Origin of the sequence: Roseofilum capinflatum BLCC-M114 (genome assembly GCF_030068505.1) — a bacterium.
In the GTDB taxonomy this organism is placed as follows: Bacteria; Cyanobacteriota; Cyanobacteriia; order Cyanobacteriales; family Desertifilaceae; genus Roseofilum; species Roseofilum capinflatum.
The window spans coordinates 12735-35193 of the sequence record NZ_JAQOSO010000044.1; the positions used below are offsets into that span (position 1 = coordinate 12735).

Below are 22459 nucleotides of genomic sequence, written 5' to 3' on the forward strand. Positions count from 1 at the left end.
TGGGTTGAATTTGAACCTCTTCACCCATTCGCAAATTTCTTGGGGGTATAGCTCAGTTGGTAGAGCGCCTGCTTTGCAAGCAGGATGTCAGCGGTTCGAGTCCGCTTACCTCCATTAATCATGACTTTATTAATGGAGACTCTTCTAAGAATGAGGACGTTCTCGGTTTGTCTATCTTAACTCTTGACTCGATTACCTACGAAGATTTTGCCCAAGTTGATATCCGGGTGGGAAAAATTATTGCCGCCCAGCCTTTTCCCCAAGCAAGAAAACCAGCCTACCAGCTAAGGATTGATTTTGGCCCCCTGGGAATTAAGAAATCTAGCGCTCAGATTACTCAACTCTATGCTCTGGAGGAATTGCCCGATCGCCTGATTCTAGCTGTGGTCAATCTTCCCCCTCGTCAAATTGCTAACTTTATGTCTGAAGTCTTGGTTTTAGGTGTGGTATTAGATAACCAGGATGTGGTTCTGATTCAGCCCGATCGCCAAGTCTCTCTAGGTCAACGAGTCTTGTAACCGATCCTCTAGCCGGTTGGCAAACCTTTAGCTGTTGGGACTTCCCAAAATCAATCGGATGCTGCTAAAATGGTTGGCGAGAATAGATAGGGGTGGATTTGTTTGAATATTTACAGGCTGTTCCCCCAAACCTGATTCTCTCAATGTTTGCTTTGATTTAGGAAAGTCTCGATGTCAATTTATGTAGGTAACCTTTCTTTCGAGGTTACGCAAGAAGATATGCAAGAAGTCTTCAAAGATTATGGAACTGTTAAACGAATTACTCTGCCTAAAGACCGAGAGACCGGTCGGATGAGGGGATTTGGTTTTGTAGAGTTGTCCAGTGAGGCAGAAGAAGAAGGTGCAATTTCTGCCCTTCATGGAGCTGAGTGGATGGGTCGCACATTAACTGTTAATAAAGCTCGACCTCGTGAAGAGAGGGGGAACAAGAGAAGTTTTTAAGAGGTACACAGGTCTGGCAATTTCTTGAGCTTGAGCTAACCTCCCCGATCCTTGCCAGATAGTCGATCGAGTTTAGATTTTCATTACTATTTTTAACGTCAGGTTGAGGGCTGGATTTTTAGATAAACTCCAGCCTTCCTGTGTCTGCATCTAAGCAGACCGCAGCCCCAACGGGTAAGGCTCCATTTTCGCCATCATGGCCAAAGGGTAAATCTGAGATAATCGGAAGTCCTAAGTTCGAGAGGCGATCGCCTAAAACCTCTTCTACGGTTAAACTCGGTCGTCCTTGGGGCGGTTCGCATTGACTAAACCGACCTAACGCAATGCCTTTAACTTGGCTTAAAAGACCACTCATCCGCCACTGGGTCAGCATCCGATCCAGTCGATAGGGCATTTCTCCCACATCTTCCCAGGCTAAAATCACCCCCTTAACCTTGGGGTGTAAGGGAGTCCCCAGTAGATGAGTTGCAACCGTTAAATTACCTGGCAGTAACATTCCTTCCCTGCGCCCCCCTCCCCATCCTTGACCGTGCAGAGGGGCTAGGGGTTCTCGACGGACAGCACTCCATAACCGATCCAGCGACCATGAGGGTTCTTGGGAGAGGGTGGTCAGTAAAGGAGCATGGAGTCCTCCGCCCACCCCTTGGTAAAATTGACTCCAAAACAACCCGGTAATATCGGAAAAGCCAATTAACCATTTAGGGTATTCTTTCCAAGGGAGATCCTCGATCCAGGGTTCTAAGAGTCGGGTGGTTCCGTAGCCTCCGCGCACGCATAAAATGCCGCGACAATGGGGATCGTGGAGAGCGTCGAGAAGTTGGGCGCGGCGATCGCCATCTTTTCCCGCTAAATACCCCCATTGGTCATAAATTCTCTCATCCACTTTGACCTGATACCCTTGTTGTTGCCATAGCTCCAGACCGGCTTGAAAACGCTGCGTTTCTGTCAATGGGCCACTCGGAGCAATAACTGTTAATGAATCTCCGACTTGTAGGGGCGGAGGAAGTGCTAAAGCCAGGGGCATAATCTTAAAGACAGGATAACCAAGATTTACCTTGTCTAGGATACCGTTAGATGGAAAACTTGAAGAAAGTAATCCCCCAGTTGTCCCCAACTGGAGGAGTTCATCAGGGTGCATCTACCATTTCTGTATACTCTCTGATTTTGATGATATCCGGAAGGAGATCAGACCCCTCATCGATCTCTTCACCTGTTGGGGTATGATATGAAATATCTATCTAACCCAGCTTTTATGACTAACTCCGATTCTGAGTGGTTGAGCGATCGCAGGGATCAGTGGTATGCCCAGTTCTGGGAACAAGAGGCGGGATATCACTCTGAGCGTTTGGCCGTTCTGGATAGGGGAATCGATCGCTCCCCCTATGCCGATCAGATTCCGGAGTATGGCGATCGCCTCAAACAAGCCCCTCAGTTATCTGCGATGGGTGGCCAAGATTATCCCCTAGTCGGCGAGCTACCGAGCATTATTGATGAACAAGCCCTAGATTTCCTCCATCCAGATATTAAGAATGCCTGTATTTGCGTGGGGGGATGGCATGACGGCCAGTTTCAAGGGCGGTGGTTAGGCAGAAACGCCCTTGAAAAGGTACAGTTTTGGAGTTCCACTAAAATTTTTCCCCTTCTCAATACCCTAACGCAACTGACGGGAGCGTTAGAGGGATTAGAAATTGGCGATCGCCACGCCTACTATCCTTTTGAAGGTATTTTAGAGGATCTGGTAACCTATCAGGAAAAATATTGCAGTTCTAATGCGATCGCCGCTACCCTCAAATGTTTCCAAACCTATTTGGGATTAGAACAATGGGTCAAAGACCTCACTGGACACAGGGATCTCAATTTCCAAGGTCTCTATGGAGAAGCTCCCTTTACCCCCACACCCCAAATTGTCGATCTGCATAACGTGCGACTTTCAGCCGTTAATGAACTCAAATCTCGCCGTACCCAACCGGGAGAAAACCTCATTCCTGCCTATGTCCTAACTCGGATCTTGTCCCTAGTCGGTTGGCATCATCATCTCCCTGAAGCGGCCCAAATTCCAGGATTAGAGTCCGGTAAACTCCAGCTATTGACCTCCTGTTTAGGGAAAGATACTGCTCGATTTGTCGATCTAGCCATTCATACATTAGGGATAGACATCCAAAACCCCATTATTCTCTCCAAAATGGGCTTTGGTTATAGTTCATCCCGTAGACGCACGGAAATGACTTACACCGGCTTTGTACAATTTGAACATCAAAATCAACTCAACGCTTTGACGTTAACCCTACGAGGCGCAAGAGCCTTAAATAACCCGGATCAAACCGAGCGAGAAAATCAAGAAGCCATAGAAATTGATGCTCGCATGACGACAGAAATCACCGAAATTATCCGCCGATTTATCCTCAACCGATTGTGAATTATGAACCGCTTTTCGATTCCCTAGGGTCTAGGGCTAGAATTGGTCAGAAAAAGTCTTTTGCTTTATGATTAAGACAATTCAGTTTATCGCCTTTTGATCTATGAGCGAAACCATTTTTAGTAAAATTATCCGTAAGGAAATTCCGGCGGATATTGTCTATGAAGATGACCTTTGTCTAGCCTTTAACGATATTTCTCCCCAAGCTCCCACTCACATTCTGGTGATTCCCAAAAAGCCGATTCCCAAATTAGCTAATGCTGAATCTGAAGATCATGCCTTGATGGGTCATTTGTTACTCACTGTTAAACGGGTAGCAGAGCAAGCGGGGCTGACCCAAGGATATCGCGTTGTCATTAATACTGGAGAAGACGGAGGGCAAACGGTCGATCATCTCCACCTGCATATCCTCGGAGGACGGTCACTGGCTTGGCCTCCGGGTTAGTTGCCCTCATCCCCCAGCCCCCTTCGCTCAGGGCAAGCCTTCTCCCACGGGAGAAGGGGAGAAAGAAATCTCTCTTAGCAACGGACAATATAGCGCTTTGCGCTAGGGAATAGGGAATGGGGAATGGGGAATGGGGAATGGGGAATGGGGAATAGGGTTGTGGTACATGGCTTTGAGCCTTTAAGACTGTACACCATAACAGCGCAAAGCGCTGTAATTGTTAATTGTTAATTGTTAATTGTCTATCGTCCTAATAGATTGGGAATTCCTTCACAGCCTCCGGGAATGGTTTGTCGCGATGCTTCACCACACCAAGAACAGCAATAATGGCGCTGTTCGTCTGAGAGTTCTTGAACGCCAGAAAAGTCTACATTTTCGACGACTGCGCCGGTATGTTCTCCAGTTTTATAGTTGGGAGGGTGCTGGCGATCGCGGGGAGTAGCTGTTTGAGCAGAGCCATAAAAGAACCGCGTGCCCTTTAAGTCGGCTCCCGCTAAGTTGGCTTGATATAACACCGTTCGGGATAAATTGGCTTTGGTTAAATCGGCATTTCTGAGATCGGTGCGGACTAAATAGGCCTCGCTTAAATCCGTCCATCGTAGGTCAGTCCTGACTAAATTGGCTCCAGCTAACATCACGCCCAAATTAATCACCCGAATCCCATTGAGCCGATCTTCCTGATATCCGCCTCGCCCATCAAAAATGGGTCGCCCTAAATGATAATCCCGGCGTAAGGGAGTCAGGAGATTAGATTGGGACAAAAAGCGAATTACTTTGGCTTTTCCGGCTGCATTGACGCTGCTGAGAATGGCGGCAGTGCGACCTTCGGCAAAACAGCGCTCTTGGGGCCAATCTTCTAACATGCCTTCATCATCTAAGGCAAGTTCGGAAATGCCCTGAAAGAAGGCATCAATGGTTTGTTGTTGGGTAATGGTATTTTGCTGAATGGTTAAGTCTTTGGAGATCACATATTGTCGCCAGGAAATGTAAACGGCTAAAATGGCGATCATGATTTGTCCGACAGCGCCTACCCATTCGGCCCAAGAGCCAAATTCGTCCCATTTGACTTGATTGAGCCAGTTACTAATGGCGCGATAGAGTCCTAAATAGTTGAGTAAGCCGGCTAGGGAAATAAATAAACCGATAAATCCGATTAACTGCGATCGCTGTCGAGGCGTAAGATCTTTAAGGGTTCCCGCTAATGTGGGCCAGACTAACCGTAGGGCGATCGCAAAGGCAACCCCTGCTCCAGACATTCCTATCCAGAGATTATTCAGGGATAATCCCACAAACATGACGGCGATCGCCACCACCATAATCCAATCCCCAGATGGGGGCGGTTTACTTGACCAACGCTCTGGATTAAACTCTGAAGGCTCTAGAGTTGAGGGCGGTTTTTCGAGGGAATGACGGGGTTTCCCTGGGGGACTAGGGGGAAGGGGAGAAGACGATGACACAGGGCGATCGGGCATCATACAGAAAACCTTAGCAAGGATCGTGAAGGACATGCCATCCTTAAGAAAGAGATAGCGGGCAGTCTTCAGACATGATACTGAAAAATAAGTGGACAATTCGTGATCTGTTGATGCTCTTGGGTATCCTAGGATTATCGGCTTGTGGCTCCAACCTCCCCGAATGTACAGACCGGTTAGGATGTGTCACGGTTGGCCCCGATGAACCCATTGAGTTGGGGGTACTGCAAAGCTTGAGTGGCAATATGACCCCGGTTGGCAAGACCCAGTTAAATAGCATTGAGTTGGCTATCAAAGAACGGAATACCCAATTATTGGGTCATCCCTTAGTTTTGCATACCGAGGATGAACTCTGTAGTGAGGAAGGGGGAGCCAATGGCGCTTTGAAATTGGCTGCCAATCCCCAGATAATTGCTGTATGGGGTACAACCTGTTCTAATGCGGCTACTGAAGCGAGTCAAATTTTGTCGGAAGCGGGACGGGTGATGGTTTCAGCCACGAATACGGCCCCTTCCTTAACCGCGATCGCTTCAGAAGCAGCCAGTGATTGGTCTGTGGGGTATTTCCGCACTGCCTATAATGGGGCGAAGGTGGGGGAAGTGGCGGCTCAATTTGCTATTGAACAGTTGGGGGTGAACAGGGCAGCTACGCTTAATGATGGGGATGCTTTTACCGAGGGCTTAAGTCAGTCTTTTGAAGAGGCGTTTCGTGAATTGGGAGGTGAGGTGGTTTTAAGGGGGGCAGTGAATAAGGGCGATCGCAATATGAAGCCGATTTTAAGGTCAATTGCTGCTTCTGAGAGCCAACTTTTGTTTATGCCCCTTTTCCCCGCAGAAGCGACGGAGTTACTGAGCCAATTGAGGCAGATGCCGAATTTATCGAATTTAATTTTAATTACCGGAGACTCTCTGCAAAGCGATCCGGTGTTAAGGGCGATCGGTGAAGATGGGGTAGGATTATATTTTGTTACTTTTGCTTGGCCCGATCGGGAGGCTTTAGACGAACTCAAACAAGCCTATGAAGGTGAATATGGTTACCCTCCAGAACATCCTTATTATAGTTTTGCCTATGATGCAGCTAATATGGTGTTAGAGGCGATCGCGACAGTGGCGGTGCGATCGCCCAATGGTACACTCCAAATCGGCCGTCAAGCCCTGCGAGACGCTTTGTATAAGATCTCTGATTTTCCTGGAGTTACAGGGACTTTAAGCTGTAATCAGTTTGGCGATTGCGCCTCTGGCCAGTTTAGCATCCTTCAATTGAACGATCCGGCTGCTGGCCTAGAGGGATTGAATGCGAATCGAGTTTATCTCTATCAACCCAATCCCTAGAAGACAACTGGTATAGTTCGTGTCCTCCTGATACTGTTACCGTCCATTCGTTTCGATCCGAACTTTTTATGAAACCGGCGATCTTCACTCAATTTAGAAGACTTCAGCAATGGTGGAATCGGTTAAGTATTACCACCAAGTTTTCCACTGGTTTTGGTGGTTTGTTTGGCTTAATTATTCTCGTTTCTATCAACAGTTATATTGCCCTGACCATTGTTCAGGGTCAAGCCAAAGAAGATATTGCCATTAGCGTGGAGCTGCAACGATTAGTTTTAGAGATGGATCGCCATTTGCAAGAAGCTCGCACCCATCAACGGGACTTTTTCTTACGCTATCCAGAAATTGGATTTAATCAAGCCAAAGAACTGTACGCCCAAAAAGCAGTTGAGAGTATCGATCGAGTTGTCCAGTTAACCAGTGAGTTTAAAACCCTAATTGAGCAACCCCAGGTCAGCCCTTCTCTCAAGCAAACTGATGTGGATCTCAAGTTGTTTGTATCTTCGGCCCAGCGCTATGAAGATACGTTTATCGAAGCGGTTGAATTAGTCACTCAATTAGCTGAGGATGAAACGGGATTACAAGTCCAATTAGATGATTTAGGTCGCCAAGGCAGAAAAGCTATTCAGTCTCTGGATATTCAATGGCGAGAACAATATCAAGCCTTACGCTTGGCGGAAAAAGAGTATTTGATTACCCGACAGCGGCCTTATATGCAGTCGGCTTTTAATCTTTTGCTTGAATTACAGAACGGAATATCAGAAGACGAGAGCATTAATACGGAACAAAAAGTTGAACTGTTTAATCTGCTAGAATCCTATAGATATACTGCTGAAAAACTGGTACAAGTCAACACTTCAATTGAATCCAGATTTCGTGATTTTGATTTACAAGCCCAAACCATTGATGAAATTTCTGGGCAACTGATTACTTTGACCAATGAAGAAGTGATTAAAGCGGAAAACAAAGTCGGAAAAGCGAGTCAGTTAATCTATTTTATCTTATTGTCGTCTGCCCTGTTTGGATTATTCTTTATCGGAATTGTGGCGCGACTGTTCAAAAATGGAATTACTCAAAGAATTCTGAAATTGACCCAAGGTGTGAACCAGCTTAAGCAAGGATCGCTTGACCATCGTTTATCCATAGAATCGGAAGATGAATTAGGGGAATTGGCAGCAGGATTTAATCAAATGGCCAGCCAACTGCAAACTTTAGTCAATGATTTGGAGCAACAGGTCGCAGAAAAAACAGTGGCCATTCGTAAAAGTGAAGCCTTGCTCAATGAAACCCAAAAAATTGGTCAGTTAGGAGGATGGGAATTTAATCCCCAGACTCAACAGTTGATTTGGACTCAGGAGGTTTACCAGATTCATCAAGTTGAACCTGAGTATGTACCGACTTTAGAGGGAATGTTATCCTTTTTTGAGGAAAAGTATAAAATAAAACTCAAACAAAAAATTGATGAGGCGATCGCTCATTTAACCGACTTTGATTTAGAACTCCCTTTAATCCCTGATTCAGGTGACTTAATTTGGGTGCGTGTCATTGGTCAACCTTTTCAAGTTGAAGATCAGGGGGTTAAGTTAAAAGGAACCTTGCAAAATATTACGGATCGCAAAGAGATTGAAATTGCCTTGCAACAGGCCAAGCAAGAGGCTGATAGTGCCAACCAAGCCAAAACCGAATTTTTGTCGAGCATGAGTCATGAACTTCGCACTCCCCTTAATGGAATTTTAGGCTATACCCAAATCTTAAAACGATCAAAAACATTGGAAGGAGAAGATCGTAAAGGGGTAGAGGTAATTCATGAATGTGGCTCTCACTTACTGACTCTGATTAATGATATTCTCGATATGGCTAAGATTGAATCGAGAAAGATTGAGTTGGATGAAGAACCTTTAGAATTAAGCTATTTTCTCGATGGTGTGACATCCATTTGTAAAATTAAAGCGCATCAGAAAAAATTAGGGTTTAAAAGTATTTATTCTCCCCAGCTTCCGAAAACTATTATTGTCGATCCCAAGCGCTTGCGCCAAGTCTTAATTAATTTGATTGGCAATGCTATTAAATTTACTGATACTGGAGAAATTACCTTCGAGGTCAATGTCTTAGATTCAATCTCTAAAGACGGTCAACAATTCGCTAAGATTCGCTTTCAGGTAGAAGATACCGGAATTGGCATTACCCCAGAACAACTAGAAAAAATATTTTCTCCCTTTGAGCAAGCGGGAGATAAGTCTCGGATGTCTGAAGGAACGGGATTAGGATTAGCCATTAGTCAAAATATTGTGCAACTCATGGGGGGTCAATTGCAAGTTGCGAGTGTCCCTAATGAAGGCAGTCGTTTTTTCTTTGAAATTCAGTGTTTATTAGCTGAAGATCAAACTCCCGCAGAGTGTTCAATTCAGGAACACTTAGTGACGGGGTATTTGGGAAGAAGACGCACTATTTTAGTGATTGACGATCGTTGGGATCATCGGTCTTTAGTGGTCAATTTGCTCAATTCTCTTGGATTTGTTGTGATTGAGGCAACGGATGGGCAAGAAGGTCTTAAAGAAGCGAAAAAAGTTAAACCAGATTTAATTATTACCGATATTTTTATGCCAGTCATGGATGGCTTGGAACTAACTCAGATTTTGCGGCATTTACATGAGTTGAAACATATTCCAATCATTATCTCTAGTGCCAGTATTTCGGGTTTAGAAGCAGAAAGTAATCAAGGACTGGATTGTAATGATTTTATTGCTAAACCGATTGATACTGATGTGTTGCTGTCAAGCTTGAAAAAACACTTGAATTTAACTTGGATTTACGCGGAAAATCAGGAGTTAGATCATTTAGATTATCCCATAGATCAAGCAAAAAATAGTAGTTTAGTGCCGATGACATTTCCGCCGAAGTCAGAACTAGAAAAGCTCTATCACTCAGCACGAATTGGTGATATTGAGGATATGGAAAATGAGATTAAGCGCTTGGGTGAACTGGATGAGGACTATTATGCCTTTGTCCGTTATACGTCAGAATTATTAGATGAGTTTGCGATTGAAGAGATTCGGGTTCTGTTAGAGGATTTTTTCCAAAAGGTAGAAAATTCAGCTTAAGGTAATTCCATAAAACCATTGATGTCAATGTAACAAAAAAACATAAACCACAGAAGATGCGGAGACGTTTTTCAGAAAAAACTCGTAGATTTATCTGTAGTGCTAGACAAGTGCAGACCATTTTCATACAATGGTAATAAATCAAGTCGCCTGGTTGGGTGTTCTATTAGATTTTCTGAACCCATTTCTATACCCCTGGAATATCTAAAGAATACAAGCTATGTATAAAGAATTATTAAGATGGTCATCTTAAAGTCTCATCGTCCGCAAATTTTAATCATTGATGATTCCCTCAATAACCTGCATGTTCTCTGTAGCGCTCTGAAACAGGCGGGCTATAAAACCCGTGGGGTGAAAAACAGTAAGATGGCTCTGATTAGCATTCAAGCTGCTCCACCGGATCTGATCTTGCTCGATATTAGAATGCCTGACCTGGATGGGTATCAAGTGTGTCAGCGCTTAAAAGAGAACTCTAGGATTGCCCATATTCCGGTAATTTTTATTAGTGCCTTAGACGATCCGATTGATTTGATCCGAGCCTTTGAAGTCGGAGGATGTGACTATATTACCAAACCGTTTCAGATTGAGGAAGTCTTGGTGAGAATCAAGCACCAATTAAAGATTCGGAGTTTAGAACAGCAACTGCTGGATCAAAATAGCCAATTACAACACGAAATCGAGCAGCAAGAAAAAACGAAAAATGCGCTACAGGAATCAGAAGAAAAGTTTTCTAAGGCATTTTTACTCAGTCCTTATCCGATGGCGATCGCCAAATATCCCAAGGGAGAGTTTATTGATCTCAATCAAGCCTTCCTCGATATTACCGGCTATTCTAAGGCAGAGACCATCGGTCAAAATCCTCGATCGCTCAACTTATGGGCCAATGCCAGCCAGCGCGATAGCCTCTTAGCCGAACTGAAGCGATCGCAGCGCATCCAAAACTACCCCCTGGAAATTCTCACCAAAACCTCAGAAGTTCGCAGCGTTCTTATCTCGGCAGAATTGCTTAATTTGCAAGCGAACTTTTATGTTCTTTGCCTGTTCAACGATATCACCGAACGGCAAACCATAGAAGCCGAGCGCAACCAAGTGTTAACGGAACTGCAAGAAAAAATAAAACTAGAAAAAGCGACCCGACAAGTTGTAGATCGGATGCGAAGTACCCTAGATATCGAACAAGTGTTCCGCTCCATCACCCAAGATATCCGCAACACTCTACAGTGCGATCGTGTGGGTATCTTTCGCTTTAATGCTGACTGGAGCGGGCAATTTGTGGCCGAATCCGTGGGCAAAGGCTGGCAATCGATCATCAGCAACGCCTCTAGATCTGTAGAGAGCGATCGCTGTTTTGTCAACCTCTACAACCAAGACCCTCAGCGCTTCACTGATACCTACTTCCAAAACAACCGCAGCAGACGCTATGACCATTCAACCTCCTATTTCTGTGTGCCCGACATCGAACAAGCAGGATTCAACACCTGCTATCTCGACCTCCTGCGGCAATTCCAAGCAAGCGCCTATCTCACCGTTCCCCTGTTCACCGAAACCCAACTCTGGGGTCTCTTAGCCTGCTATCAAAACGGGAGTCCCCGCTTCTGGACAGACAGCGAAATCCATTTTGTCCTCGAAATTGGCGAACAACTGGGCATCACGCTCCAACAAGCCAAACTTCTAGCATCAGCCCAACGCCAATCCCAAGAACTTGCCCAAGCCAAAGATCTCGCTGAAGCGGCCAATGAAGCCAAAAGTGAGTTCTTAGCTAAAATGACCCATGAACTCAGAACCCCCCTCAACGCAATTTTAGGCTTTAGCCAAATTCTGCAACAGGATGAGACCCTCAACCCTGGAGTCCAAGACTACATCAATATTATTCACAACAGTGGCGAGCATCTGCTCAGATTAATCAACGATGTCTTAGATATGTCCCAACTCGAATCGGGACAGATCAAACTCTATCCCAAGCAATTTGACTTGTCTCATTTTCTCAACTCCCTCACCGAAATTATAGAAGCCAGAGCGATCGCCAAAGGACTCACCTTTCAACTCATTCTGGCAGACCCTACCCCGGCAATCGTGCAAACCGATGAAGGCAAACTCTGGCAAGTGCTGATTAATCTCCTCGACAACAGCATTAAATTTACCAACTCAGGAACCATTACCCTACGGGTATCTTCTCCCTCCCATATTCGCTTCGAGGTTGAAGATACCGGCATTGGCATGGATTCCGAAGTCCTCTCCACCCTATTTAATCCCTTCTCCAATGCCCCCTCTCAAGACGGAACCGGCCTCGGTCTAGCCCTGAGTCAAAGACTGGTAAACTTAATGGGAGGACACATTGAAGTCAGAAGCCAAATCAACCAGGGGTCTCGCTTTAGCTTTGAAATTCCCTTAATACTTGACCAGAGTTTAAATACTAGCGAGCCGAACTGTTCTTCTGCCGTCGTTGGACTGGCTCCGAATCAACCGAACTATCGTATATTAGTAGTTGAAGATCGCTGGGCCAGCCGACAACACCTAGTCAATCTGCTGCAATCTGTTGGATTTCAAGTGCGTGAAGTGACTCAAAGTCAAGACGTTATCCCCCTATGGGAAACCTGGTTTCCCCATGTCATCTTGATGGATATTCATAGCCCGGCGATCGAAAGCCAGACCATTACTGAAACCATTCGCTCCACACCCAAAGGGGAGGAGACCGTGCTAATTGCTCTGATTCCTCAATTTACCTCTAATCGCACCAGCGACCTGAGTGCGGCTGGGTGGGATGACTACATGAAGCAACCCATTCAAGAAGAAACGGTGTGGAAAAAAATGGCCAAACATTTAGGAGTTCGTTACCAATATGCCCAAGAATTAACCTCTCCTCAGATTGCTCCAGAGTTAACCCCTCTTTCTACTGTAGAAGACAGGCATTCTGATGCTAATCCTAATTTTGAGAACGGTTCAGATCGCTTGCAACAAAAACTCAGCCAAATGCCTCCCGATTGGATCGATCGGGTATCCCAAGCTGCTCGCAGAGGATCGGATATAGAACTCTTAGATTTAATTCAATCCCTGCCTTCTCAAGACCAGGATGTGGCTGATATTTTAGAACGTTGGTCGAATAACTTTCAATTCGATCAGATTTTGGAGCTTGTCGAAACTGTTTCCCATTCTCAAGAATTATTATGAACCCTCAAACTCAACTGGTCAATCATGCCGAAATTCTAGTGATTGATGATAATGTGGTTAATGTGCGATTATTATCCGATATTTTAAGCGGTATGGGCTATGATGTCCGTAAAGCCTTGAGTGGCAAATCAGCCATAGATTCCATTTATAGTTGTTTGCCAGACTTGATTTTATTAGATATCAGAATGCCAGAAATGGATGGCTATGAAGTCTGTAAACTGTTGAAAAATGACAGTAAGACCTGTGATATTCCCATTATTTTTATTAGTGCGTCCGATGATACTTGGGATAAGGTCAAAGCCTTCCAGTTAGGCGGTGCAGACTACATTACCAAACCCTTTAAGAATGCCGAAGTTTTGGCTCGGGTGAAGAATCATTTACAAATTCGCTCCTTGCAACAACAATTAATCGAAAATAATGAAAAACTGATTCAGGCCAATCAGGAATTAGAGAAATTCACTTCGGTGGTCTCCCACGATTTGCAGCAACCGGTACAAAGTATTTTAGGATTTGCTCGCATCCTAGAGATCACCTTAAAAGATAAATTAGAACCGGAAGAATCTAGCAATTTACAAAGCATTGTTAGTGCCGGCGATCGCATGAAGCGACTGATTCAAGATTTGCTCACCTATGCTAAAATGGGTCAGGAGAAAATCACCTTAGAACCCATCGATTGTAATCAAGTGATCGAGCAAGTCAAAGAAAACTTAGCCAGCGCCATCACCCAAGGAAATGTAAAGATTACTTGCTCCTCATTACCCACAGTTCAAGGCAATGAAGTCCAGCTTATTCAACTGTTTCAAAACTTAATTAACAACGCTATTAAGTTTACCCCTCCCGATCGCCAATCAGAAATCCAAATCAAAGCCGTAATCCGTAAAACCAAATGCTTAATTAGTGTCAAAGATAATGGTATCGGCATCCCTCCAGAAAAAACCGGAGAAGTCTTTCAAGTCTTTAAACGCTTTCATGATGCGAAACAATATAGCGGCCATGGAATTGGATTAGCCACTTGCCGCAAAATTGCGGAGAATCATGGGGGCAAAATTTGGTTTAAATCCGAAGTCGATCTGGGAACCTCCTTTTATTTTACTCTTCTGATGTCTGAGAATAACGAGCCGATTCAGGAAGTAGGGGAGTAAGTCGATCGAGTAAACTCTCAAAATCAAAACCATTTAATTTTTGCTTAATGAACTCGATCGTCTCCACCCGATCGGCTGGCAAATCTTGAATCAGTTCGAGAATTCTTTGATCGTCAAGGGTAATGGTCGCATAATAGATCTCTGCTAACCAGGATTTGGGCATGGTTTGTAAAACACTCAGATCGACTGTTTCCGGATTTATAGGTTCAGAAAGGAGGCTCATGGTCAATGAATCTTCATAGGTATATTCTAGGGGTAAAAAATCAGCAATTGTAGAGAAAAGAATCGATCCTTGAAGGGGTTTATAAAGTAGGCGATCGTAACTAATTTGAGAGTTTAACTGCTCTTCATTTTCAAAGACCATAGCTGTCATGGCGATAATGGGTATGGACTCCCCTTGGCTCATGGCACGCATTTGTTCAATGGTTGGATATCCTGACTGATTAGGCATTCGCAAATCCATCAAAATCAGGTGGGGATGAAAATTCTGCCATTGGGCGATCGCCTTTTGGCCATCAGCCGCACTCTCAACTTCAAACCCCACCATCTCCAGTAACTGCACCAACCATTGACGATCGTCTAAGCGGTCTTCCACTACCAAAATACGATAAGACGGTTGATTGGGGGCTAACCCCTTCACCTGACGATACTCTTGATACCCTGCAATCTGAGGTAAATACTCTAGTTCTACGGGAATCTGAAACTTAAACACGCTCCCTTGATTCACCTGACTCGATACGGTCAACTCACCTCCCAATAACTCCACAAACTTATGACTAATGGACAGCCCTAAACCGGTTCCCTCTTGAGACGCTAAACCTGACGACGTTTGTTGAAAGGGTTGAAACAATAACTCAAGTTCGGCAGGGGTAATTCCCGGCCCCGTATCTTCCACCTCAAACGTTAAGAGAGGAAGTTTGTCTTCTCGCTCCAAATAGCCCACTCGTAAGATCACCTGTCCACGAGAGGTAAATTTAATCGCATTGCCAATTAAATTAATCAAAATTTGCCGTAACTTCCCCTCATCCGTTTGTATACCTTGGGGAAACTCAGTGATTTTTTTAACTTCAAATCTGAGTTGTTTTTCCTCTGCTTTCAAATTTAACATCTGATGCAAAGTATCTAAGAAAACCTCTAGATTAATGGGCGTAGAATTGATATGGATATAACCGGCTTCTACCTTAGATAAATCTAAAATATTATTAATCAGCCCTAATAAATGTTCTCCACTGTGATAAATCGTATTGAGCGCTCTCTGATAATCTGGGGACAAAAATTCATCTCGGAGTAGTACCTGAGTAAACCCTAAAATTCCATTCAAGGGCGTTCTTAACTCATGGCTCATATTGGCTAGAAATTGACTTTTGGCTCGATTGGCTTTTTGGGCCTGTTCTAGGGCCAAATCGCGCTCTAATTCTACATGCTTGCGTTGGGTAATATTCCGAGCAATCCAAATCACCTGATCCTCTGGCATGGGGGATAAGGTCGCCGAAAACCAAACCTTAGAGTCTTCCATCTCCAGGGCATAATCGAAGGTCAGGGTAATTTGCTGGCTTACGACCTGCTGTAACTGTTCGCAGAGGGTTTCCCGTTGCTCTCCATAGATGATTTGATTGATGGTTTCCGAAATTTGCTCGACTCCCTCTCCCAAAGCGGGAGCGGTGGGAATCATTTTGATGGTTTCTCCGGCGCGATCGAGAACTAAGACAATATCCCCCATGGCTCCAAAAACGGAGCGCATTTCCATTTCTGAGGTCTGGATTTTTTGTTCTAAGAGTTTGCGATCGCTAATATCAAAGACAATGCCAAATAAACCTTTAACTGTTCCATCCCTGCTTAAAATCGGCTGTACTCGCAGCTCACAATAGCGCAGGTGTCTCTCCTGGCGATCGCCTCTATAATCGCCACTATAGAGCGAGATTTCCCAATCTTGGGGCACACCTTCGGCGATCGCCTCTTGAATGCGCTGATGAAACTCCCGACGATACTTAGAATGAACTCGTTTAAGGATTTGAGTATAGGTTAACCGTTGGGGAGTAAGTCCCAAAATGCGATAACTCTCCTGAGAGCCTAAAATTTCCTGAGTGAGAGTGTTGTCCTGCTGACGTTGCCATTCCCAACTGCCAAAATGGGCAATCTCCTGGAGTCCTAAGAGGAGGGAATTATCGGAGAGCAAACGCTCTGAAGACACAGAAGCGGCGATCGGCTGTTGCCAAACATAACATTCAGTCGAGGGTAGAATATAATCGGACTCTTCCCTGTATTGAGACCGCAGGCGAGTGTCAGCGAGTTGCCCTTCAATCGCACTGACAAGATCGGCCAAATTAGAAGAGCAAACCAATCTCAAACCCTGTCGGGCTAAGGATTGAACCCGATTGAGCGCTACCTCCCCTTGGGTGAACACTATCAATGGAACCGAGTAGGTTTTCGGGTCAGACTTCAGACGTTGATCGACCTGCTGCCAATAATAAGGGCAATCGGATTGAATTAAAATTAAATCGGGTAACTTCCTGGAGGCGATCGCCCATTCCTCATCTACAAAGCTCTCAACTGCATATCCAAGCTGAATCAATTGATTTTCTAAACGCTCTGCTTTGGTGGGCTGATGGCTAATTAAAATCAGGCGGGGTTGAACCTCTCTATTCTGGGGGTTATCAGTGCGATCGTCTCTCATCATGAGAATGTCCTTGGCATCAACACAGTTGTAGATGGGCATTAACAAAGCTGGGATCGTAGGCGCAGCAAGAATGTGTGAAAATTAGATTTAAACTCTGAATATCAATTTATGGGGTAATCGGTTCAGACGAGAGGCGATCGCCTCAACGATCCCCTTTGCATCCCCCCTCTTTTCAGAGCCTAACCGCGAATAACCGATAACCATGAGAATTTTAGTCACCGAAGATGACCCAATTTTAGCGCCCATGCTCAAGAAAGCCTTAACGCACCAACATCATGTGGTTGACATTGCCGATGATGGACAACTGGGCTGGGAATATGCTGATGCTCTCACCTACGATCTAATTTTATTAGATATCGATCTCCCCAAACTCGATGGATTGAATCTATGTCGGCGTTTACGACAAGAGGGATACCAAGGGGCAATTATTTTATTAACTGCGAAACACCAGAGTACGGATAAGGTTAAGGGACTCGATGCTGGAGCCGATGATTATGTCGTTAAACCCTGCACCCTAGAAGAGCTGAACGCCCGCATTCGGGCAGTCATGCGCCGTCGGCAAAGCTATGCACAATCGATTTTAATTTGGGGAGACTTATCCTTAAATCCGAAAACCTGTGAGGTCATCTATCAGAAACAACCTCTTTCTCTCTCAGCAAAGGAATATAGTTTACTAGAATTATTTTTACGCCATCCCCAAAGAATTTTTAGTAGTAGTAGTATTTTAGATTATTTATGGGCATTTCCCGATAGTCCAGGGGAAGAAACGGTGCGGGCCCATGTGAAGCGTCTGCGACGCAAGTTAAAAGGTGTGGGAGCAGAAGGACTGATTGAAACCATTTATGGCATGGGTTATCGCCTAAAAGCCTTACCCCCTAAAGATCCAGAGGAGGAAATTCCTGTCACTCCTGTGTCCCCAGAACCCGCACCGCAGAAACTAGAGACTCCAGAAGCTGAAACTCAGGCGGCGATCGCCGAATTATGGGACTCATTTAAGGGGCCGATCCTAGAGCGGTTAGCCCTGCTAGAGGATGCGATCGCTGGCTTAGAACAGGGGCAACTCTCAGAACAGATGCGTGAGGATGCAAGAAGCGCAGCCCACAAATTAGTGGGATCTTTGGGGATGTTTGGCTATCCCCAAGGCTCAGAACTGGCTCGCTCAATGGAAATGATGTTCCTATCCGAGGACTATAGCCATCAGGGGAGCGAGTTGCGATCGCATCTGGCACAACTGCAAGCCCTGATCGTATCTCCTGAGCAAGAAACCCCTGTACCACCACAACAGCAGGAAGGCAGATCTGGCGATCTCCCCGATCGCCAGGACTCGGATCTTCCCGCTCCCTTAGTTGTCCTTGCTGTAGACGATGACCCCTTAATTCACAAACGCCTCACCACCTGCCTCCCTCCCTGGGGCATTGACATTACCCCTTTGGGAGACCCCAATAACTTTTGGCAAACCCTAAAGCAAGTCCAGCCCCATCTGCTGATTTTAGATATCGATATGCCCGATATCACCGGCCTAGAGTTGTGTGAAGCCGTTCGTAACGATCCCGATTGGAATAGCTTACCCATTCTCTTTTTAACCAGCTACAACGACCCAGAAACCGTGAATCGTCTGTATTCTCTGGGGGCAGATGATTATGTGAATAAAACCGCAACCGATCCCGAATTAGTCACCCGCATCTTAAACCGTCTAGAACGATATCAACTGCTTCACTCTCGTTTAAACCTGTCTCCCCAGATCGATCCAGAGGATGAATTAACCCAAGTGATTCGCCGCTATCCGGCTTGGAGCCAACTCGAACATCAGCTCGAAAGATGCCATCAAGATCGCCAATCCCTAGCTGTGATCCTATTGGATGTGGATCGCTTTGGGCAGATTAATCAACAGGGAGGCTATCGATTAGGCGATCGCGTCCTGCAAAATATTGCCCAAATTTTACGGGAACAAGTCCCCCCAGAAACCCTAATTACCCGATGGGGCAACGATCAATTTTTATTAGCCGTTCCCGGAATCAATCCCCGACAAACCGAGCGATTAATCCAGCAAATCCTCACCCAAGTGGATCAGATCGATATCAGGAGTTTAAGACCGATTAAAATTACCCTCAGTAGCGGCTCTGCCCAATTTCCAGATCACGGTCAAGAATTAGAGCAACTCTGTCAGAAAGCAGAACGAGCCATGAATTTAGCCCGAAAAAACGGGGGCTAGAGGCCCTAGTGATATTATGTCCGGCTAAACAGTTGTCATTGCGACCGGAGGGAAGCAATCGCCAAATCTCCCGATATTGCTGAGATTGCTTCATTCCACTTTCGGCTGTCGCCGACATGCACGTTCCATTCGCAATGACATATTGTAGCTGATTATTCGGACTTGATATGAGTAATGAGTAAGCATCTAAGCCATACAAGCTTTTGCCTTTTGCCTTTTGCCTCTTGCCTAGCGCGAAGCACTGTAATTGTTAATTGATATTAAACTTTCTGGTGTGAGGTTTCCAGTAGCTCCTCAACAGCAGTACCCCTCTGCAATTCTTCCCATTGACCATCAATCGGTTGATACTGGCAGTAACAGATCACAATTCGTTCATCCGTATCAAAGCTGGCAAATTGGCAAACCTGTACCACCTTCCATTCACCCTCACGTCCGTGAGTTACACCATTACCCGGATCGCTGACATTCATATACTCTCTAACGCGATCGCCCACTTTGGGAATTTCTACACTGCTGGAATAATGCCACTCTTCAGCCAGAATACTGGTTAAACTTCCTGATGGTAAAAGTTGCCGCTCTTCCCATCCCAAAGCATCTGCATCACTACTCTTGTAGATAATCCAAGTTTGTCTCATATCGTTCATCCTCGAAACTGGTTTGCTTTCCATAAAAAACGCAATCTACTTTAAAGTTATGACAAGAGGAACCGATCGCCTTTAAGGAGAAGATGAATAACCTTTACAGCCTATTGTTCATGACTCTAGTAACGGCAACTCTAGGAGGAGCCAGCTTTGCCCTATTTTGGCACAGTCGCCCGGTTGTCAATGCTTCCCCAGTGTCTCGACCTTCTCCAACTCCTGCTTCCCTTTCCCCTACTGCATCGATGGAGATCCCTTCAGAAATCCGTCCATTAAACCTGTTGGACACAGATGAGGTAGAACCGGGAAGCGAATTCGATCGCTTTCGTCGGGACTTTCGTCATGCAGTCGCGAACCGAGATCGAGTGTTTATCATGGACTTGCTGCCAGAAGAGAGTCCATTATGGGAGAAAATGGGAGAGGTCAGGCTGTGGGAAGAGTTGGAAAAGGCGATCGCTCTCGGATGTATTATCGAAGAGAATTCTACCGATACTAACATCGATCCCTTTACCTCCCTGTGGACTTGTCCCCCCGTCCAATCTGAACTGCTGCAAGCCTATCCCCCCTCGGCCGACTCGCCCCAACCTAGACTAAACTGGGAAAAGAATCAGGTCGTTGTCGTCGGATCGGGGGTGAATGTGCGATCTGGGCCCGATATCGACAGCGAAGCTATTTCTGTTGCCTCTAACGAAGTCTTAACCCGTAATTCTTCCCTATCAGAGACAACCCCCGACACCCTTGCCAGTCCCCTAGATGGATGGACTGCCATCTGGTTACCCAGTGGAGAAGCTGGTTATATTTATAATCGTTATATCTATTCTCCCCTAGACCCCCAAATCCAATTTGGCCAAGTGCAAGGAGAATGGAAGCTCTTCTATTTTCCTACACCTCCTAACCCTTAACTGGAGTAATGAGTAATGAGTATTAAGAAAAAACCCAAATTACCTCGACCGCAACAAATCGGTTGGATTTTAGTGGGGGTCTCTGGGGTGATTTTGGCCGTTAACTATATTCTCCCTCAATTTCTACGGCCAAAACTGCCTACGGTTCCCTACAGTGAATTTTTGTCCCAAGTCAAGAATAATCAGATTTCTGGTGTGCAAATTGGATCGAAAGAAATTCGCTATCGCCTGAAGTCGGAAAATGGTGCAGAAGAACTCGGCCCCTTACTCTCAACCACTCCCGTCTTTGACCCGGAATTAGTTAATCGCTTGGAAGCCAATGGGGTTCTGTTTCAAGCGGCTCCACCGCCAACGAATACCTGGTTTGCTGTGCTTTTGAATTGGGTAATTCCGCCGATTATTTTGGTCGTCGCGTTTCAGTTTTTCCTCAATCGGGGCAATTCCCAATCTCTGGCCATTAGTAAGAGTAAAGCCAAGATTTATGTGGAAGGAGAAGCGGGAAAAATCACGTTTGCGGATGTGGCTGGAGTCGAAGAAGCGAAAGTTGAATTAGCGGAAATTGTGGAGTTTCTCAAAAGTCCCGATCGCTTCAAGACCATTGGCGCGAGAATTCCTAAAGGGGTATTATTAGTCGGCCCTCCAGGAACCGGAAAAACGCTTTTAGCCAAAGCTGTCGCCGGAGAAGCCAAAGTTTCCTTTTTTAGCATCTCGGCTTCGGAGTTTGTGGAGCTGTTTGTGGGCACGGGAGCCGCACGGGTGAGGGATTTGTTTGAACAGGCGAAAAAGAAAGCCCCCTGTATTATCTTCATCGATGAATTGGATGCGATCGGTAAATCCCGCAGTAGTGGCGCGGGGCAAAGTGGCTCGAATGATGAACGGGAGCAAACCCTAAACCAGCTTTTGACGGAAATGGACGGGTTTGGGGTCGGGGATGCCACGGTGATTGTTTTGGCGGCAACCAACCGCCCGGAAGCCCTGGATGCTGCCCTGTTGCGCCCCGGACGCTTCGATCGCCAAGTGCTGGTAGACCGACCGGATTTAGCGGGACGGTTGACAATTTTAGAAATTTATGCTAAGAAAGTCAAGCTCGGAGAAGATGTTGATTTGAAGGCGATCGCCACCCAAACCCCCGGATTTGCCGGCGCAGATCTAGCCAACCTGGTGAATGAAGCTGCACTACTCGCTGCTCGGAACCACAGGGAAACCGTATCCCAAGCCGATTTTAAGGAGGCGATCGAGCGCGTCATTGCCGGACTAGAGAAAAAGAGCCGCGTATTGAGCGATCGCGAGAAAAAACGAGTCGCCTACCATGAAGTCGGCCATGCTTTGGTCGGAGCCTTAATGCCCGGAGGCAGCAAAGTCGCCAAAATCTCCATCGTTCCCCGTGGCTTATCCGCCCTCGGCTACACCCTCAAACTGCCCACCGAAGACCGCTTCCTGATGGAAGAATGGGAACTGCGCGACCAAATAGCCATGTTACTCGGCGGACGAGCAGCCGAAGAACTCATTTTCAACACCATATCCACCGGAGCCTCCGACGATCTACAACGAGCCACCAACCTCGCCGAACAAATGGTCACCACCTACGGCATGAGCAAAGTATTAGGCCCCCTAGCCTATCAAAAACTCTCCTCTGGTAACTTCCTCGGCAATGGCAGTGGAAATACTCGCCGCATGATGAGCGACGACACCGCCCAAACCATCGATCGCGAAGTCAAAGAAATCGTCGAACAAGGATACGAAAAAGCCTTTAGCATTTTGTCCCACAATCAAGACCTGATGGAAAAAATGACCCAAGAACTCTTACAAACCGAAGTCTTAGAAGGGGAGCAACTGCAAATTTGGCTCGATCAGGTCAGTCCCGTTTCTTCGCGATCGTAGATATAGCGCTTTCCGCTTCGCGGACATGAACGCGCTAGGGAATAGGGAATAGGGAATAGGGAATAGGGAATAGGGAATAGTGCGATTCGTTCGCTAGAAACTACGCTAATTCATTAGC

Annotated in this window: 15 protein-coding genes and 1 tRNA gene; 12 read left to right on the forward strand and 4 right to left on the reverse strand. The window is 45.8% G+C overall.

All coding sequences use genetic code 11. The annotated features are described in order from the left end of the window. Positions 1-41 precede the first annotated feature (41 nt). The 3 genes from PMG25_RS08765 to rbp all read left to right on the forward strand — a co-directional run bounded on the left by PMG25_RS08765 (position 42) and on the right by rbp (position 959). Positions 42-114: transfer RNA gene (locus PMG25_RS08765), tRNA-Ala, on the forward strand. Positions 115-167: 53 nt separating this feature from the next. Further along, positions 168-518, forward strand: a complete 351-nt coding sequence (locus PMG25_RS08770) for a tRNA-binding protein (protein ID WP_283766518.1) — start codon at positions 168-170, stop codon at positions 516-518. A 171-nt stretch (positions 519-689) separates the two neighbouring features. After that, entirely contained in the window at positions 690-959 is a 270-nt protein-coding gene (rbp, locus tag PMG25_RS08775) for an RNA-binding regulator (protein WP_283766519.1), read from the forward strand. 118 nt (positions 960-1077) lie between these two features. Here rbp and PMG25_RS08780 read toward each other — a convergent pair whose 3' ends face one another. After that, positions 1078-1983, reverse strand: coding sequence for a S66 peptidase family protein (locus PMG25_RS08780; RefSeq protein WP_283766520.1), 906 nt, complete (start codon positions 1981-1983; stop codon positions 1078-1080). A gap of 228 nt (positions 1984-2211) precedes the next feature. On the opposite strand from PMG25_RS08780, the gene PMG25_RS08785 reads away from it, so the two are divergent. Further along, on the forward strand, positions 2212-3375 hold the full coding sequence (locus PMG25_RS08785; RefSeq protein ID WP_283766521.1) for a hypothetical protein: 1164 nt from the start codon (positions 2212-2214) through the stop codon (positions 3373-3375). Positions 3376-3478: 103 nt separating this feature from the next. Further along, positions 3479-3820: a histidine triad nucleotide-binding protein gene (locus PMG25_RS08790; RefSeq protein ID WP_283766522.1), complete on the forward strand. Its 342-nt coding sequence runs from the start codon at positions 3479-3481 to the stop codon at positions 3818-3820. A 242-nt stretch (positions 3821-4062) separates the two neighbouring features. Here PMG25_RS08790 and PMG25_RS08795 read toward each other — a convergent pair whose 3' ends face one another. Then, a complete protein-coding gene (locus tag PMG25_RS08795; protein WP_283766523.1) occupies positions 4063-5328 on the reverse strand; it encodes a pentapeptide repeat-containing protein in 1266 nt (421 codons plus the stop codon). Positions 5329-5366: 38 nt separating this feature from the next. Between PMG25_RS08795 and PMG25_RS08800 the strand changes: the two genes are divergently transcribed. The 4 genes from PMG25_RS08800 (at position 5367) to PMG25_RS08815 (ending at position 14031) form a co-directional block, all read left to right on the forward strand. Further along, on the forward strand, positions 5367-6623 hold the full coding sequence (locus tag PMG25_RS08800; protein ID WP_283766524.1) for a branched-chain amino acid ABC transporter substrate-binding protein: 1257 nt from the start codon (positions 5367-5369) through the stop codon (positions 6621-6623). A gap of 68 nt (positions 6624-6691) precedes the next feature. After that, positions 6692-9721 (forward strand): ATP-binding protein, encoded by a 3030-nt coding sequence (locus PMG25_RS08805; protein ID WP_283766525.1) that lies wholly within the window; start codon positions 6692-6694, stop codon positions 9719-9721. Between the two features lie 240 nt (positions 9722-9961). Next, a complete protein-coding gene (locus PMG25_RS08810) occupies positions 9962-12889 on the forward strand; it encodes a response regulator (RefSeq protein WP_283766526.1) in 2928 nt (975 codons plus the stop codon). Beyond that, the gene (locus PMG25_RS08815) at positions 12886-14031 is read left to right on the forward strand and encodes an ATP-binding protein (RefSeq protein ID WP_283766527.1); all 1146 of its coding nucleotides are present in this window, start codon (positions 12886-12888) and stop codon (positions 14029-14031) included. Before PMG25_RS08810 ends, PMG25_RS08815 begins: the two co-directional genes overlap by 4 nt. Here PMG25_RS08815 and PMG25_RS08820 read toward each other — a convergent pair. Then, the gene (locus PMG25_RS08820; RefSeq protein ID WP_283766528.1) at positions 13979-16747 is read right to left on the reverse strand and encodes an ATP-binding protein; all 2769 of its coding nucleotides are present in this window, start codon (positions 16745-16747) and stop codon (positions 13979-13981) included. The genes PMG25_RS08815 and PMG25_RS08820 overlap by 53 nt on opposite strands. A 163-nt stretch (positions 16748-16910) precedes the next feature. On the opposite strand from PMG25_RS08820, the gene PMG25_RS08825 reads away from it, so the two are divergent. Beyond that, positions 16911-18920: a response regulator gene (locus PMG25_RS08825; protein WP_283766529.1), complete on the forward strand. Its 2010-nt coding sequence runs from the start codon at positions 16911-16913 to the stop codon at positions 18918-18920. Positions 18921-19180: 260 nt separating this feature from the next. Here the strand turns inward: PMG25_RS08825 and PMG25_RS08830 are convergent, their stop codons facing one another. After that, a complete protein-coding gene (locus tag PMG25_RS08830) occupies positions 19181-19555 on the reverse strand; it encodes a hypothetical protein (RefSeq protein WP_283766530.1) in 375 nt (124 codons plus the stop codon). Positions 19556-19647: 92 nt separating this feature from the next. Between PMG25_RS08830 and PMG25_RS08835 the strand changes: the two genes are divergently transcribed. After that, entirely contained in the window at positions 19648-20460 is an 813-nt protein-coding gene (locus PMG25_RS08835; protein WP_283766531.1) for a hypothetical protein, read from the forward strand. Positions 20461-20475: 15 nt separating this feature from the next. Further along, positions 20476-22341 carry an ATP-dependent zinc metalloprotease FtsH gene (gene ftsH, locus PMG25_RS08840; RefSeq protein ID WP_283766532.1) on the forward strand — a complete coding sequence of 622 codons (1866 nt, stop codon included), beginning with the start codon at positions 20476-20478 and terminating at the stop codon, positions 22339-22341. Positions 22342-22459 lie beyond the last annotated feature (118 nt).